General features: G+C 68.6%; 15 protein-coding genes and 1 tRNA gene. 6 read left to right on the forward strand and 10 right to left on the reverse strand.

Features of this window, described 5'->3' with window-relative positions; all coding sequences use genetic code 11:
• On the forward strand, positions 1 to 294 hold a 294-nt coding region (locus tag C4S71_RS07595), incomplete at its 5' end, for a transposase (RefSeq protein ID WP_200825256.1).
• Positions 295 to 333: 39 nt separating this feature from the next.
• On the opposite strand, the gene C4S71_RS07600 is transcribed toward C4S71_RS07595, so the two are convergent.
• The 3 genes from C4S71_RS07600 to C4S71_RS07610 are packed head-to-tail and all read right to left on the reverse strand — an operon-like array spanning position 334 to position 3,226.
• Positions 334 to 1,476 (reverse strand): four-carbon acid sugar kinase family protein, encoded by a 1,143-nt coding sequence (locus C4S71_RS07600; RefSeq protein WP_103968738.1) that lies wholly within the window; start codon positions 1,474 to 1,476, stop codon positions 334 to 336.
• Positions 1,473 to 2,465, reverse strand: a complete 993-nt coding sequence (gene pdxA, locus C4S71_RS07605; protein ID WP_103968739.1) for a 4-hydroxythreonine-4-phosphate dehydrogenase PdxA — start codon at positions 2,463 to 2,465, stop codon at positions 1,473 to 1,475. Before pdxA ends, C4S71_RS07600 begins: the two co-directional genes overlap by 4 nt.
• Entirely contained in the window at positions 2,462 to 3,226 is a 765-nt protein-coding gene (locus C4S71_RS07610) for an SDR family NAD(P)-dependent oxidoreductase (RefSeq protein WP_103968740.1), read from the reverse strand. Before C4S71_RS07610 ends, pdxA begins: the two co-directional genes overlap by 4 nt.
• Before the next feature lie 162 nt (positions 3,227 to 3,388).
• On the opposite strand from C4S71_RS07610, the gene C4S71_RS07615 reads away from it, so the two are divergent.
• Positions 3,389 to 4,552: a fumarylacetoacetate hydrolase family protein gene (locus tag C4S71_RS07615; protein WP_103968741.1), complete on the forward strand. Its 1,164-nt coding sequence runs from the start codon at positions 3,389 to 3,391 to the stop codon at positions 4,550 to 4,552.
• A 25-nt stretch (positions 4,553 to 4,577) separates the two neighbouring features.
• Here the strand turns inward: C4S71_RS07615 and hpaI are convergent, their stop codons facing one another.
• Positions 4,578 to 5,348 (reverse strand): 4-hydroxy-2-oxoheptanedioate aldolase, encoded by a 771-nt coding sequence (hpaI, locus tag C4S71_RS07620; protein WP_103968742.1) that lies wholly within the window; start codon positions 5,346 to 5,348, stop codon positions 4,578 to 4,580.
• A gap of 160 nt (positions 5,349 to 5,508) precedes the next feature.
• On the opposite strand from hpaI, the gene dgoD reads away from it, so the two are divergent.
• The 3 genes from dgoD to C4S71_RS07635 are packed head-to-tail and all read left to right on the forward strand — an operon-like array spanning position 5,509 to position 8,323.
• A complete protein-coding gene (gene dgoD, locus C4S71_RS07625; protein WP_103968743.1) occupies positions 5,509 to 6,657 on the forward strand; it encodes a galactonate dehydratase in 1,149 nt (382 codons plus the stop codon).
• Between the two features lie 11 nt (positions 6,658 to 6,668).
• Positions 6,669 to 7,676: a 2-dehydro-3-deoxygalactonokinase gene (locus C4S71_RS07630; RefSeq protein ID WP_103968744.1), complete on the forward strand. Its 1,008-nt coding sequence runs from the start codon at positions 6,669 to 6,671 to the stop codon at positions 7,674 to 7,676.
• Positions 7,673 to 8,323, forward strand: a complete 651-nt coding sequence (locus C4S71_RS07635; RefSeq protein WP_103968745.1) for a 2-dehydro-3-deoxy-6-phosphogalactonate aldolase — start codon at positions 7,673 to 7,675, stop codon at positions 8,321 to 8,323. Before C4S71_RS07630 ends, C4S71_RS07635 begins: the two co-directional genes overlap by 4 nt.
• A gap of 13 nt (positions 8,324 to 8,336) precedes the next feature.
• Here C4S71_RS07635 and C4S71_RS07640 read toward each other — a convergent pair.
• From C4S71_RS07640 to lhgO, 4 genes are all read right to left on the reverse strand, one after another.
• Positions 8,337 to 8,413: transfer RNA gene (locus tag C4S71_RS07640), tRNA-Arg, on the reverse strand.
• A gap of 102 nt (positions 8,414 to 8,515) precedes the next feature.
• Positions 8,516 to 9,634 (reverse strand): hypothetical protein, encoded by a 1,119-nt coding sequence (locus tag C4S71_RS07645; RefSeq protein WP_086509085.1) that lies wholly within the window; start codon positions 9,632 to 9,634, stop codon positions 8,516 to 8,518.
• A complete protein-coding gene (locus C4S71_RS07650; protein ID WP_235014249.1) occupies positions 9,631 to 10,464 on the reverse strand; it encodes a hypothetical protein in 834 nt (277 codons plus the stop codon). Before C4S71_RS07650 ends, C4S71_RS07645 begins: the two co-directional genes overlap by 4 nt.
• A 53-nt stretch (positions 10,465 to 10,517) precedes the next feature.
• Entirely contained in the window at positions 10,518 to 11,717 is a 1,200-nt protein-coding gene (lhgO, locus tag C4S71_RS07655) for an L-2-hydroxyglutarate oxidase (RefSeq protein ID WP_103968747.1), read from the reverse strand.
• Between the two features lie 235 nt (positions 11,718 to 11,952).
• On the opposite strand from lhgO, the gene C4S71_RS07660 reads away from it, so the two are divergent.
• Positions 11,953 to 12,810, forward strand: coding sequence for a c-type cytochrome (locus tag C4S71_RS07660; protein WP_103968748.1), 858 nt, complete (start codon positions 11,953 to 11,955; stop codon positions 12,808 to 12,810).
• Between the two features lie 122 nt (positions 12,811 to 12,932).
• Here C4S71_RS07660 and rep read toward each other — a convergent pair whose 3' ends face one another.
• Complete coding sequence (gene rep / locus C4S71_RS07665; protein ID WP_103968749.1) at positions 12,933 to 15,011, reverse strand: DNA helicase Rep; 2,079 nt, start codon at positions 15,009 to 15,011, stop codon at positions 12,933 to 12,935.
• The gene (gene trmL / locus C4S71_RS07670; protein ID WP_103968750.1) at positions 15,008 to 15,502 is read right to left on the reverse strand and encodes a tRNA (uridine(34)/cytosine(34)/5-carboxymethylaminomethyluridine(34)-2'-O)-methyltransferase TrmL; all 495 of its coding nucleotides are present in this window, start codon (positions 15,500 to 15,502) and stop codon (positions 15,008 to 15,010) included. Before trmL ends, rep begins: the two co-directional genes overlap by 4 nt.
• Between the last annotated feature and the right edge of the window lie 23 nt (positions 15,503 to 15,525).

Below are 15,525 nucleotides of genomic sequence, written 5' to 3' on the forward strand. Positions count from 1 at the left end.
AAGGATCGGGAGGAGCTGCTGGCGTTCTATGACTACCCGGCAGAACACTGGGTGCATATCCGCACCACCAACCCGATCGAGTCGACCTTCGCCACGGTCCGCCTGCGGAGCAAGCGCAGCCGGAACTGCGGCTCCAGAGCGACGACCCTGGCGATGGTCTTCAAGCTGCTTCAGAGCGCCCAGAAGCGCTGGAAGCGGATCAAGGGGTTCAACAAGCTGGAGCTGGTCGTGAACAACGTCCAGTTCAAGGACGGCGAGCCCTTGACCGATCAGTCAGACAGGACTGCCGCCTGACTTGCCGTACACAGGATTTGACAATAACTCCGGGCAGGATCAGGCCCGACGAAAGACGCCGGAATCCGTGACTTCCTCATGTAGCCGCACCAGCAGATCCGGGTCGCCGAAGCCCCCCGCCTTGGTCATCACCAGGCGCTGCGGCGCGCCTTCCAGACGCCCCAGAGCAATCCCCGGGGCCCACTCCGCCTCCACCGCGATGGTGGTGGCCCCCAGCCTGGAGAGGACCGCCACGGCAATGTCGCCGCCGCTGAGAAAGAGCAGCCCCGTGGCCACCTGCGGCCAGCGCGACACCGCCCGGGCCGCCGCCTCGCCCATGGCGGCGGCAACCTGCGGCGGCGCCAGCGCGGTATCGCCATCAGCACCGGGGGTCAGCAGCACTGCCGTGGCCTCTTCATCGCCACCTTTCAGCGCCGTCAACCGGGCCAGGGCCGGGGCATGCTCACGCAGTCGCCGCTCCTGCTCCAGGGTTCGTTGCGCACGCGAGCCCAGCGCATAGAGCACTCGCTCGACGCCTGCCAGTGGGCAGGGGGCGGCTCGCAACAGGCCAAAGCAGCGCTGGGCGACGGCCGTTGCCAGCCCCGCGGCCCCCACCAGCAGCCAGTGACCGGTGGATCTCAGTACCGCATCGTAGAGGCAGGCCAGGTCGCGATCGCTGGCCGTATCGGCCACGCAGTCTCCCTCGGGAAGCGGCGCGTCACAGGGCCTGGCGTGCCTGACCAAGGGCACCCCCGCGGCAGCGAAAACACGGTCCAGGGAGCCGCCCAGCGGTTCCCCTTCGACCCACACCCGCCCCTCGCGCACCGTCCGCCCCTGGGCCGGCACCGCCGGTGCCACCAGCAAACGCCGCGGGACGACATCCCGCATGGCCAGGCTCTCGGCCACCACCTGGCCGCGCAGGGTGGAATCCACCTTCTTGAACCACACCCCGGGACCGAGCGGGGCGAGACGCCGGGTTACCGCGGCCACCCGCTCGGCTGCCGCGGCCGCCGACAGGTGGCGCGACTCCGTGTTCACGGCGATCACTTCTGGCGGGGCTTCGCCCCAGGCACTCAGCGCTGCCTCGAGCCGTTCGGGAGCGATCACCACACGGGTCTGCGCCCCACGGGAGGCAAAAGGAGCCGCCGCATCCAGCGCGCCGGTGAGATCGTCGGCGACGATGGCGACCCGACAACGGCTCATGACTCGCCACCCGTGGCCAGGCGGCGCGCGTAGGCGATGGCCGCCCCCAGGTTGGTGGCGTCCGCGCACCCCTGCCAGGCGATGTCGAAGGCGGTGCCGTGGTCCACCGAGGTGCGCTGAAGCGGCAGCCCCAGGCTGACGTTGACCGTGGTGTCGAAGGCGATCAGCTTCACCGGGATATGGCCCTGGTCATGGTACTGGGCCACCACCAGATCGAACTCGCCGCGCGAAGCCCGGTAGAAGACGGTATCGGCCGAGATCGGCCCCTGCACCTCGAAGCCGCGCTCGCGCAGCTCACGCACCGCCGGCGCGATGATCCGCTCGTCCTCGTCGCCGAAGATGCCGCCTTCGCCGCAGTGTGGGTTGAGTCCGGCCACGGCGATGCGCGGCTGCGGGATGCCCATGCTCACCAGGTGCTCATGCCCCACCGCCACGGTGGCGGCGATGCGCGCCTCGGTGACCCGCTCGATGGCGTCGCGCAGCGACACGTGGGTGGAGACGTGCAGCGTGGAGAGGGTCTCGGAGGCGAGCAGCATGAAGGAGGAGGGCGCACCGGTGAGTGCCGCCAGCATGCCGGTATGGCCATCGTAGTGATGCCCTGCGGCATGCAGCGCCGCCTTGTTCAGCGGCGCGGTGACGATCACCCGGGCACGGCCCGCCTGCACCAGCTCCACCGCCCGTTTCACGCAGCGAAAGGCCAGGTCTCCGCCGGCGGCACTGATGCGGCCATCGGCGATCTCTGCCTCGGCAGGCACCTCGGCTACCGCCACCCTGCCATCGCCGGCACGGGCCTCCTCCAGCGCAGCAAAGTCGAGCGCGGCACCGATCAGGGCGGCCGCCCGGCGATAGATGGCCGGATCGCCCACCAGCAGGGTGCCGTCGCGCTCCTCCGGCGACATCTCGGCCAGGGCGCGACAGATGATCTCCGGGCCGATGCCCGCCGGATCGCCCATGGTGATGACGATGGCGTAGGGTGCAGATTCCTTCATGGCATCAACTGACCTCCGTTGACCTCGATCACCTGGCCGGTGACATAGGCACTGAGCGACTCGCTGCCGAGGAAGAGATAGGCACCCACGCACTCCTCCGCCGTTCCCAGCCGCCCCATGGGAATGCCGGCGCGGGCCGTGGCCAGGTGTGCCTCGTTGGAGTGGCGAACGTGGAAGTCGGTGGCGATGGTACCGGGGGCCACGGCGTTGACGCGAATCCGCTCCGCCGCCAGCTCCTTGGCCATGTTGCGCGTCAAGGTGCTGACGAAGCCCTTGGCCGCAGCGTAGAGCCCCGCTCCCGGACCGCCGCCGTTGCGTGCGGCAATCGACGTGGTGTGAATGACATTACCGCCCCCGGCACGCCGGAAGTGGGGCAGCGCCGCCCGGGTAACCATCACCACCGAGCGGGCGTTGAGGTCCATGACCCTATCGTAGTGAGCGTCATCGATCTCCTCGAGGGCGACACGACCCAACATGTCGCCGGCATTGTTGATCAGCAACTCGAGACCGCCCAGCCTCTCTGCGGCCTCGTCCACCACCCGTTGCGCTTCGCTGGAGCGGCTCAGGTCGCCCGTCAGGGCGAAGGCCTCACCGCCCGCGGTGCGAATCGCCTCGACGACTTCTTCGGCCGCTTCGCTGCTGGCGTGGTAGTGCACGGCAACGCTGGCTCCGAGCGCTCCCATGCGCCGCGCCACCGCCGCACCAATGCCCCGGCTGGCGCCGGTCACCAATACCCGCTTGCCCTTCCACTCCTCGAACATCGTTTGCCCCTCGCGGTTCGTCTCGCCCCATCTTGCTCCTCGACCCCTCTGCGCCCTTGCGATAGAGTGAGGAGAGCTGGCATACCTGTCATACATGCCTACATCAATAACATGATAGGCGGAACCTGGCCAGGCGCCACTCCGCCCTCACCGGAGGCCCCCATGACCCCTCTCTCGTTACGCGACTGTCTGCCTAGGGACCTGGACCGTGCCTGCCTGGTCGGCCGGGTCTGGTGCGACACACCACATCCCGGCCCCGTCCTGATCACGGTGCGCAACGGAGAAGCCATCGACGTCACTCAACTGGGGCCGACCATGGCCGACCTGCTCGAACGCGACGACCTGCTCGAGGCGTTGGCGAATGCCGAAGGCCCCTCACTGGGCCCGGTGGAGCAGCTGCTGAAGAACGCCCTGGCCGAGCCGCAACAGGCCCCCTACCTGCTGGCCCCCTGCGACCTGCAGGCGGTAAAGGCGTGCGGCGTGACCTTCGCGGTGAGTCTGCTCGAGCGGGTGATCGAGGAGCAGGCGGGGGGCGATCCGGCCCGGGCCAGCGCCCTGCGCGCCGAGCTGCAGGCGCTGATCGGCAGCGACCTGTCGCGCATCGTGCCGGGTTCGGAAGAGGCCATGACGCTCAAACGCGAGCTGCAGGCCCGCGGCGGCTGGTCACAGTACATGGAGGTCGGCATCGGCCCCGACGCCGAGGTGTTCACCAAGGCGCAGCCGCTCTCCTCGGTAGGCTTCGGCGCCGGCGTGGGCCTGCACCCGGCGTCGCAGTGGAACAACCCCGAGCCGGAGATCGTGCTGGCGGTGGACAGCCGCGGCACGGTCAGAGGCGCCGCCCTCGGCAACGACGTCAACCTGCGCGACATCGAGGGGCGCAGCGCCCTGCTGCTGGGCAAGGCCAAGGACAACAATGCCTCCAGCGCCATCGGTCCCTTCATTCGGCTGTTCGACGAGAGCTTCGGCATCGATGACGTGCGCCGCGCCCGGGTCACCCTGCGCATCGAGGGCGCCGACGACGACTTCCTGCTGGAGGGCGAGAGCGACATGGGCGAGATCAGCCGCGACCCGCTCGATCTGGTCAGCCAGACCCACGGCGCCCACCATCAGTACCCCGATGGTTTCATGCTCTATCTCGGTACCATGTTCTCGCCGATCCAGGACCGCGATGGCGCCGGCCAGGGCTTCACCCATCATCTGGGCGACCGGGTCACCATCGCCACGCCGGCGCTGGGCGCCCTGGTCAATCACGTGGGCAGAAGCGACGCCCTGCCGCCCTGGCGCTACGGACTGCGCGCGCTGATGCGCGATCTTGCCGCCCGCTGAGCCTCAGCAACCGTTGCACGCGCGGTCAGGCCGGGCGGAAACGCCCTGCCAGGCCGCGCAGCGCCTGGGCCAGCAGCAGGGCATCGATACCCACCCCGACGAAGCCGCACCCCGCCGCCAGGTAGTCGTGGGCCTGCTGCTCGTCCAGCGTGAGAATGCCGGCCACGCTGCCGGCGGCGCGGATCCTGGCAATGGCATCGTCGATGGCGGCACGCACTTGCGGGTGCCCCGGGTTGCCGCGATGGCCCATCGCCGCGGAGAGGTCCGCCGGCCCGACGAACAGCGCATCGACCCCTTCCACGGCGGCAATGGCCTCGAGATTGGCCAGCGCACGGGGGCTCTCCAGCTGCAGGATCAGGCAGATCTCGTCATCGGCGCGGGCGACATAGTCTTCGATCTGGCCCCAGCGCGAGGCACGCGCCAGCATACTGCCCATGCCGCGAATGCCGTGCGGGGGATAGCGAGTGGCCGCCACCAGCTCGGCGGCTTGCTCGGCGGTCTCCACCATGGGGATCAACAAGTTCTGCGCGCCGATATCCAGGTACTGCTTGAGCAGCGCGGTGTCGCCATGGGGCGGGCGTACCACTGGCTGACTGGCATAGGGAGCGATGGCCTGCAGCTGGCCGAGCAGGCTGGCCAGGTCGTTGGGGGCGTGCTCGCCGTCCAGCAGCAGCCAGTCGAAGCCCGCGGTGGCCGCCAGCTCCGCCACATAGGGGCTGGCCAGCCCCAGCCAGATGCCGGTCAAGGGCTCGCCCGCGAGCAGCCGCCGCTTGAAGTCGTTGCGTCCCATGTTCATCCACACCCCCTCGTGTCCGGCCAAGCCGCCTCGCCATGGTGATGGCCCGTCATCTTGTCATACAAGCATACATGCTCTAATAGTGAATCCGCATGCCGACAGGCAAGCCTCGCTCCGGCCACCGTCGGTATGGAGCTCTGCGCAATCGAGGAGACCCCTGGTGAGAATCACCCGACTCAAGACCTGGCAGGTGCCGCCGCGCTGGCTGTTCCTCAAGATCGAGACCGACGAAGGCTGCTACGGCTGGGGCGAACCGGTCATCGAGGGGCGCGCCGCCACGGTGGAAGCCGCGGTACACGAGCTTGCCGACTACCTGATCGGCCAGGATCCGCATCGCATCGAGCATCTGTGGAATACGCTCTACCGCGCCGGCTTCTACCGCGGCGGCCCGATCCTGATGAGCGCCATCGCCGGCATCGACCAGGCGCTGTGGGACCTCAAGGGGCGCGACCTGGGCGTGCCGGTGCACCAGCTGCTGGGCGGCGCTGTGCGCGAGCGCATGCGCATGTACGCCTGGACCGGCGGCGACCGCCCCAGCGAGGTGGGCGCCGGCGCCCGTGAGCTGGTAGCGCGGGGCTTCACCGCGTTCAAGATGAACGGCACCGCCGAGATGCAGATCGTCGACTCGCACCGCAAGATCGACGAGGCGGTGGCGCGGGTGGCCGAGGCGCGCGAGGCGGTGGGACCCGAGGTCGGCATCGCCATCGACTTCCACGGCCGGGTGCACCGGCCCATGGCCAAGGCGCTGCTGCGCGAGCTGGAGCCCTACCACCCGATGTTCGTCGAGGAGCCGCTGGCACCCGAGCACCTGCCGGCGCTCAAGCACATCGCCGGTGGCCTGGCCTACCCGCTGGCCACCGGCGAGCGGCTGCACACCCGCTTCGAGTTCCGTGACCTACTCGCCGAGGGCATGATCGACATCGTGCAGCCCGACCTTTCCCACTGCGGCGGTATCAGCGAAGGGCTGAAGATCGCCGCGCTGGCCTCGGCCCACGACGTGGCCCTGGCGCCGCACTGCCCGCTCGGCCCGCTGACCCTGGCCGCCTCGCTGCAGTTGGACGCGGTGAGCCACAACGCCTTCATCCAGGAGCAGAGCATGGGCATCCACTACAACCAGGGCAACGACGTGCTCGACTACCTGGTCGACAAGTCGGCGCTGGCCATCGAAGAGGGCTTCTGCGCCATTCCCCAGGGGCCGGGGCTCGGCGTGGAGATCGACGAGGCCTTCGTCGAGGAGCGGGCCAAGCTGGGGCATCGCTGGCGCAACCCGGTGTGGAGCCACGAGGACGGCTCCATCGCCGAGTGGTGAGGAGGCCGAGCATGCACGAGGACATTGCTGAGCGGCTCGCCTGGGTCGCCGTGGACTGGGGCTCGAGCCAGCTGCGCGCCTGGGGCCTGGACGAGCGTGGCGAGGTGCTGGCCCGGGGCGGCAGCGACAAGGGCATGCTGGCGCTGACACAGGTGGAGTATGAGCCCGCACTACTCGAGGCCATCGGCGAGTGGCTGCCGCCATCCGGCCACGTGCCGGTGTGGATCTGCGGCATGGCCGGCGCCCGCCAGGGCTGGTGCGAGGCGGCCTATCTGCCGCTGCCGGCGCGTCTGGACCAGTTGGCCCGCGGCGCCGTTGCCCCGGCGGTAGGCGACCCACGCTTGAACGTATGCCTGCTGCCCGGCCTCTGTCAGTACGCCGACGGCGCGCAGCGGAGCTTCGACGTGATGCGCGGCGAGGAGACCCAGCTCGCCGGCCTGGTGGCCCGCGAGCCGGGCTTCTCGGGCCTGGCCTGCCTGCCCGGCACCCACGCCAAGTGGGTGTGGCTGGAAGCGGGCACGGTGGTGCGCTTCGCCACCTGCCTGACTGGCGAACTCTACGGCCTGCTGGCCGGCCAGTCGGTGCTCAGGCACTCGGTGGCCGACGCCGCGCTCGACGAGCCCGGCTGCCGCGAGGCCTTCGCCGATGCGGTACGCGAGGCCTCCAGCGCGCCCGGCCGCTTCAGCCAGCAGCTGTTCGGCCTGCGCGCCGCCGACCTGCTCGACGACTCGCTGCCCCACGGCCAGGCACGACGCGCCCGCCTGGGTGCACGTCTCTCCGGGCTCACCATCGGGCTCGAGCTATCCGCGCTCACCGACGAGCTGCCGAGCGATGCCGCCGTCACCCTGATCGGCAACGCAACCCTCTGCGACCGCTACGCCCTGGCACTGAGCGCCCTGGGCCGAAGCAGCCGGCACCTCGACGGCGAGACTGCGGTCTTAGCTGGACTCGAGCTAGCCGGGCTTGAACTGGCCGCGACCGGCATGGGCCCGGCGCACCCAACAGGAGAAACGCCATGAGCCTGCCATTGATCGCCATTCTGCGCGGCATCACCCCCGACGAGGCAGTGGCGGTGGGCGAGGCGATACTCGCCGCCGGCATCACCACCCTCGAAGTGCCGCTCAACTCCCCCGAGGCGCTGGAAAGCATCCGCCGGCTGAGCGTGGCGCTGGGCGAGCACGCCCTGGTAGGCGCCGGCACCGTGCTCACGGAAAAAGAGCTCAGCGAGGTGTACGCCGCCGGTGGCCGGCTTGCCGTCTCGCCCAACTGCCGCCCGGCGGTGATCGCCGCCGCCCGCCGCCTCGGCATGCAGAGCTGGCCCGGCGTGCTCACTCCCAGCGAGGCGTTCGACGCCCTGGATGCCGGCGCCACCGGGCTCAAGCTCTTTCCCGCGGTCCAGATGGGTACCGAGGGCATGCGGGCGCTGCGCGCGGTGCTGCCCCCCGGCACGCTGCTGTATGCCGTGGGCGGTATCGATGCCGACACCATGGCAGCCTGGCGTAGCGCAGGCATCGACGGCGCCGGCCTGGGCAACACCCTCTACCGGCCCGGCCAGACGCCCGAGCAGGTCGGCGAACAGACCCGCGCCCTGGTGGCAGCCTGGAAGGCTGCGGCAAAGGAAAGATTGGAAAAAGAACCAGAAAAAAGCCCCACGGTGAGACCGTGAGGCTTCGAATTCGTGGCGCGCCCGGCAGGATTTGAACCTGCGACCTTTGGCTTCGGAGGCCAACACTCTATCCAACTGAGCTACGGGCGCTTTGGGTGGTCCGGTTTCGCACTGGGCGACGGACGTATTGCTTGCTGAGAAGCGGCCAACATCGTAACCGCCGCCGCCCGGACTGTCCAGCCCGGGCGCTGCTCAGCGGCTTCCCAGGATGCGGTACTGCGTCGGCACCTGCGCCGCCTCTTCGGCGTCGTGGATGCCCTGCTGCAAGCTGCGCTCCAGGGTCTGCGTCCAGTCGCTCGCGGCGGCCTCGAGAGCCTGGCGTACCTCGGCCCTGGCGCGCGTGAGTTCGAGCTCCAGCTCGGCGTGCATGTCGTCGCGGTAGCGACTCTCCTCGGCCTTGAGCAGGGCGTACTCGGTGCCGGCAAAGCCGGCTAGTGCCACCGCCGTGGCGGCGGTGCCGGCCAACAGCGCCATCGGGCCGCTGGGTGCGGTGGCGGCCGTGGTTGCTGCGCCGGTGCCCACCGAACGCGCCGCATGCATGCCCAGGCGTGGCGCGATACGGGCCATCAGGGCACGCGAGCCCTGCATGGCCGTGCCAGCCACCAGCCGCTGTGTCAGTGCGCGCCCGGCGGCGAAGCCGACGACCCCGCCGGCCCCTGCCGCTCCCCAGCGCGCCTCGTCCCAGCGGCCCTGGAGCATGCCTTCGAGGGCCAGATCGAGATCGATGGTGGGGAGCTCATCCTCGTTTCGCGCCGCGGCCTGGCGGGGGGCGTAGCGTGTCTGCAGCGTGCTGCCGATCTCCCCCACGACTCGCTGCTGCACCTCGATCAGGCGGGCGCCGAAGTCGGCTTCCAGCTCTTCCAGCGCCGCGGCAATGTTGCTGCGCTCGAGGAGCCGTTCGTTCAGCTGTGCCTCGAGCCACTCGTCGAGATCGCCGCCCAGCGCCACCGCCAGACGCAGGTAGCTGCCCCGCAGCGAGAAGTGCCAGTCGAGATACTCGGGTATGGCCGCCTCCAGCGGTGCGAAGGCGGTATCGAGACGCGCATCCAGCCACGGCTGCATCTCGTCACGCAGATGAAGATCGAGCTGGCCGCTGAGCACGCTCAGCTCCTGACCCAGGGCGGCATGGGTTTCGCCGTCCAGAATCAGCGCCTCGCCATTGACGACGACCCGAAACAGCGGCGCCTCGCTGCGCTCCTGCAGCTGTCGATAGCCGTAGCCCAGCGCGAGCATCAACGTCAGCACGAGGAGCAGTGTCAGCCCCCAGTAGGCAGCCGGTACACGTCGCAGGGGCTCGGCCATCGATGTCATGGTGCATCCTTCCTTTCAGCGTTGCGCAAGTGCCCGAGCGTATCGCGCAGGGCATCGGCGCCGACCGTCAGCCTCACCACGGCCCAGGCGAAGGCGCTCTGGGAGAGCAGCAGCAGGAACCAGCCGAACACGGCCAACCCCTGGCCCAGGCCGTGCCGCTCGAGAGCATTCTGCATGGCCCAGTACTGGGTCAGTTCGAGCGCCTGGCCGAAGCGCTCGAACGCGCCCAGCAGGCCGCCGCCAGCCGTCGTCGAAGTGTGGCGTATCACGGCCTCTTCCCAGCCCAGCCCCACCAGGTAGGGTTGCGGCAGCCACAGCGCCGTGAGCACCAACAGCAATGCCAGCAGCGTACCGGCGGGCCACACCAGCAGACGTCGCACCAGAGCGGCGACGTACTCGTCAATGACGTGACGCTGCAGCTGTCGCCTCAGGAGCTGCTGAACGAGCACCAGCGTCACCAGCGACAGCAGCAGCACTGGCCAATAGACCGGTGGAAGGAGCCGCAGTTTCACCAGCAGCAGCAGGGCCAGCAGGATGGCGAGGCCCTGGTGCCACAGGGCCATGAGAAGACCGCCGCGCACCCAGCGATGCCAGGGCGAGGCGGAGTCGAGGTACTGCCCCAGCCAGGCCCGGCGGCGCAGACGTGCCGCCTCGAAGCTGCCGACGAAGATAAGCTGCGCCGCGATCACCCAGGCCGGCAGCAGCAGAGTGGCGGCAACTCCTGGCCCCAGCAGCGCCCACAGCCCCATGAAGCTGGCCACGCAGATGACGGGGCCATGCCGCCCCAGGACCTGCCGCCAACGTGCGGAAAGGCGCTTGGCCATGTTCATGCCTCGTTCGCCTGCGCAGCCAACACCTTACGATGGCCAGCGCACGGGTTCGATCAGCTCGACTGCACCATCGCGCTGACCTTGTCGAGAATGTGCCGGCCGATGGGCAGCGCCGAGGTGGCGGCCGGCGATGGGGCATTGCAGACGTTGACGGTACGCCGGGTGTTGACGAACAGGAAGTCGTCGATCAGGCGGCCATCGCGGGAGACGGCCTGGGCTCGCACCCCGGCGGGCCAGGGTTCGAGGTCGTCCAGCGTCAGGCTGGGGCAGTACTTGCGTACCTCTTCGAGATAACCGCGGCGCCACAGCGAATTCTTCAGCTCGTGTATGCCCGGCCGCAGGTTGCGCCCCAGCACCTTGAGAATGCCGGGGTTGCTGAACATGCGTGCCATGTCGGCGAGCGAGACGTCGCTCTTGCGGTAGCCTTCGCGCTTGAGCGCCAGCACCGCATTGGGCCCCACGGTCACCGAGCCGTCGATCATGCGGGTCAGGTGCACGCCGAGAAACGGCATGCTGGGATCGGGAATGGGATAGATCAGATGCTTGACGATATCGCTGTGACGGTCGGGCAGCCGGTAGTATTCGCCACGGAAAGGACAGATGGTGAAGCCCGGATCGCGGCCCAGCAGACGCACCACCCGATCGGCCATCAGGCCGGAGCAGGTCACCAGATAGCGGCTGTTGAACTCGCCCTGGGAGGTGCCGACGATCACCTCACCGGTGCGCTCGGCGAGGCCGGTGACATGGTGGTCGTAACGGATCTGGCCCCCGTGCCGCTGGAACTCGTCGGCCATGGCCTCGGCCACCCGGGCATAGCTGACGATGCCGCTGGAGGGCACGAAGATGGCACCCTGGCCGGTGATGTGCGGTTCGCGCTCCTTCAGCTCACCGGCGGAGAGCCACTCGCGCTCCAGCCCGTTGGCGGCGGTGCGCTCCCACAGCGCCTCCATGCGCTGCATCTCCTGCTCGTTGGTGGCCACCAGCAGCTTGCCGCAGACCTCGTAGGGGATGGCGTGACGGTCGCAGAACTCCTTCGTGGCGCGGTTGCCCTCGAGGCAGAAGCGCGCCTTGAGGCTTCCCGGCGCATAGTAGACGCCGGCATGGATCACACCGCTGTTGTGGCCGGTCTGGTGCTGCGCGGGGCCGCTCTCCTTCTCCAGCAGCAGCATCTTCTTTTCGGGGTAGCGTTCGATCAGCTGCATCGCGGTGGAAAGGCCGAGAATGCCGCCACCCAGAATGATGAAATCGTACACGTAGGCCTCGCGTCGCCAGTGTGATCGCCAGAAGGATGGCCATTACGATACTCTTGGCCCGTTGGGCTTGCCAGCCGTACCGCGAACCCTTCATGCCAAAGGCGTGGGCAACGGCGTTTTCCAGCGGTTTGGGTTGTCGGTATACTAGTGCGCATTGTTTGAGGCGCCCCGGTCGTTGCGTACAGACATCGCCATGGGCAGATAACGATTACAGGACCGTCGAGAGGTGGTGAGAGTGAAATCCAGCAAACTGATCTTGGGCTGTCTGGCCACCGTGGGCCTCACTGCAGGCGCTGCGACCGTGCACGCCGAAGTGGACCGCGATGCCATTGCCGAGCGCATCAAGCCCATCGGCCAGCTCTGCCTGGTGGGTGACGACTGCGGCACGGCTGCGGCACCCGCCAACGGCAACGGCGAGGCCGCGGCCAACGGTATCGATGGCGGGGCCATCTACCAGCGCGTGTGCATGGCCTGCCACGATACCGGCGCTGCCGGCGCTCCCCGCCGCGGCGAAGAGGGCGAGTGGAGCGAGCGTATCGACCAGGGCTGGGACACCCTGCTGGAGCACGCCATCAACGGCATCGGCGCCATGCCGGCCCGCGGCGGCAACCCCAACCTTTCCGACGAGGAGGTCGCGGCTTCCACCGCCTACCTGCTCGAGCCGGTGATGGACGTTCCCGAGATCGGTGACGATGCCGCTGCCGACGAAGAAGCCGTGACCGAAGAGGGTCCGGTGGAAGAGGAAGCCGAAGCGGCTGCCGTGGCAGCCGACGAGGCGGTCGAGGAAGAGGCCGTGGAAGAAGCCGCTACCGAAGAAGCGGCCGCTGGCGATGACGAGCCGGCATGGGCCGGTATCGACGGCGAGGCCATCTACAACCAGGCGTGCATGGCCTGTCACATGACCGGCGCCGCCGGTGCACCCCGCCGTGGCGAAGAGGGCGAGTGGGCCCAGCGCATGGAGCAGGACATGGACACCATCTACGAGCATGCCATCAACGGCATCGGCGCCATGCCGCCCAAGGGTGGCCACGCCAACCTCTCCGACGATGAAGTTCGCGCCGCTACCGACTACCTGGTCGAGCCGGTGCGCTGATCCAGCCTAGAGCGGTAACGCAAACGGGGCGCCAGTGGCGCCCCGTTTGCATTGGTGGCAGGAGCCTTCAGCTTGTGAAGAGCCTTCAGCTTGTGAAGAGCCCTCAGCTCAGTGGAGAGCCTTCAGCCCAGTAACGAACGCAGCCCGGCGATGGCATCCTGCCCCCGCGCCTGCTTCTTGTCCGGGTCCTCGCGGTCCGGCCGCCCCTCCCACTCCAGATCGTCCGGCGGCAGCTCGTCGAGAAAGCGGCTCGGCACGCAGTCCATCAGCTCGCCGAAGGCCTTGCGCTGTCGCGCCAGGGTCAGGGTCAGGGTCTGGCGCGCCCGGGTGATGCCTACGTAGGCCAGACGCCGCTCCTCCTCCACCGTGCCGGCCTCGATGGCGTTGCGGTGGGGAAGCAGCTCCTCCTCCAGCCCCATCAGGTAGACGTGAGGAAATTCCAGCCCCTTGGAGGCGTGCATGGTCAACAGCTGCACCCGATCGGTGTCATCCTCCTCGGCCTGCTGCTCGAGGATGTCGCGCAGCACCAGCCGCGAGATGGCCGCTTCCACGTCGTCGGTCTCGGCGTCGTCTTCTTCGCCGGCCTGCTCCGCACGCTCTTCGGGGCTCTCGTTTCCAAGGGCAGGCTTCATCGACTTCTCCAACTGGTCGATCAGCGTCCAGACGTTGGCCATGCGCTTTTCGGCGATGGTCGGCGCGCTGGCGTTCTGGTAGAGCCACGCCTCGTAGTCCATCTCGTGCAGCATGCCGCGAATGGCGGCCAGGGCGTCGCCCTGGTCCATGCGCCGACGCACGCCGTCGATGAAGTGAGTGAAGCGGCCAAGGCGCTCCACCGCCCGCGCCGGCAGCTGCTGCTCCAGGCCCAGCTCGTGGCAGGCGTCGAACAGCGAGACGCCGCGCTCGGTGGCGTAGTTGGCAAGCTTCTCCAGGGTGCCGGGGCCGATCTCGCGGCGCGGCACGTTGACGATGCGCAGGAAGGCGTTGTCGTCGGCCGGGTTGATCAGCAGGCGCAGGTAGGCCATGGCGTCCTTGATCTCGTTGCGCGAGAAGAACGAGGTGCCGCCGGAGAGCTTGTAGGGAATCTGGTAGTGCTGGAGCTTCAGCTCCAGCAGGCGGGCCTGGAAGTTGCCGCGGTAGAGCACGGCGAAGTCGCGCCACTCGGCGCGCTCCTTGATGCGTCGGGTGAGGATCTCGCTGGCCACCCGCTCGGCCTCGGCCTCCTCGTGACGGTTGACCACTACGCGGATCGGCGCGCCCTGGCCCATTTCCGACCACAGGGTCTTCTCGTAGACGTGGGGGTTGTTGGCGATCAGCGTGTTGGCCGCGCGCAGGATGGTGCCGGTGGAGCGGTAGTTCTGCTCCAGCTTGATCACGTTGAGCCGCGGGAAGTCCTCGCCCAGGGTCACCAGGTTCTCGGGCCGCGCGCCGCGCCAGGCGTAGATCGACTGGTCGTCGTCGCCCACCACGGTGAAGGTCTTGCGCTCCTCCATCAGCAGCTTGACCAGCAGGTACTGGGAGACGTTGGTGTCCTGGTACTCGTCCACCAGCATGTAGTGGATCTTGCGTCGCCAGCGCGCCAGCACCTCGGGGTCGCGCTGCAGCAGTACCACCGGCAGCAGGATCAGGTCGTCGAAGTCCACCGCGTTGTAGGCCTTGAGGTGGCGCACGTAGGCCTCGTAGACCCGCGCGGCGTAGTGCTCGTCTTCGCTGGCGGCATGCGACAGCGCTTGGCCCGGCAGCACCAAGTCGTTCTTCCACTCCGATATCTGATGCTGCACGGCATTGATCTGCTCGGCGTCGACCTGGGCGTCCTTGTTCATCAGGTCGCGCAGCAGCGCCTTGGCGTCCTCGGGGTCGAACAGCGAGAAGCCCGGCTTGTAGCCCAGCGCCTTGAGCTCGCCGCGGATGATGTTGAGGCCCAGGGTGTGGAAGGTCGAGACGGTCAGCCCGTGGCCCTCCTTGCCCTTGAGCATCTGCCCCACCCGCTCCTTCATCTCGCGGGCCGCCTTGTTGGTGAAGGTCACCGCGGCGATGCGCCGGGCGCTCATGCCGCACTCCTGCACCAGGTAGGCGATCTTGGTGGTGATCACGCTGGTCTTGCCGGAGCCGGCGCCGGCCAGCACCAGGCAGGGGCCGTCGATGTAGCGTACCGCTTCCTGCTGGCGCGGGTTGAGCTTGGCCAGGCGCTGCCGAATGCTCATGGGCGTGCCTCGGTTGGCCTGTCGAATTCCGCCGCCCCGGTGAAGCCGAGCTGACGCCAGGCCTCGAACACCAGGATGGCGCAGGCGTTGGAGAGGTTGAGGCTGCGGCTGTCGGGCAGCATGGGGATGCGCAGCCGCTGCTCGGGCGGCAGGGCGTCGAGCATGGCCTGGGGCAGGCCGCGGGTCTCGGGGCCGAACAGCAGCACGTCGCCGGGGCGGTAGCGCGGCTCGTGGTAGCCGGTGCGGCCGCGGGTCGAGACGGCAAAGACACGCTCCGGTTTCACGGCCTCGACGAAGCCCGGCCAGTCGCGGTGCACGCGCACGGCGGCCCACTCATGGTAGTCGAGCCCGGCGCGGCGCAGGCGCTTGTCGTCGAGCACGAAGCCCAGCGGCTCGATCAGATGCAGACGAAAGCCGCTGTTGGCGCAAAGCCGGATCAGATTGCCGGTGTTGGGCGGGATCTCGGGTTCGAAGAGTACGACGTCGAGCATGGCGGCCTGCCAGAGAACGCCGA

This window comes from Billgrantia desiderata (genome assembly GCF_900108215.1).
Classification (GTDB): Bacteria; Pseudomonadota; Gammaproteobacteria; order Pseudomonadales; family Halomonadaceae; genus Halomonas; species Halomonas desiderata.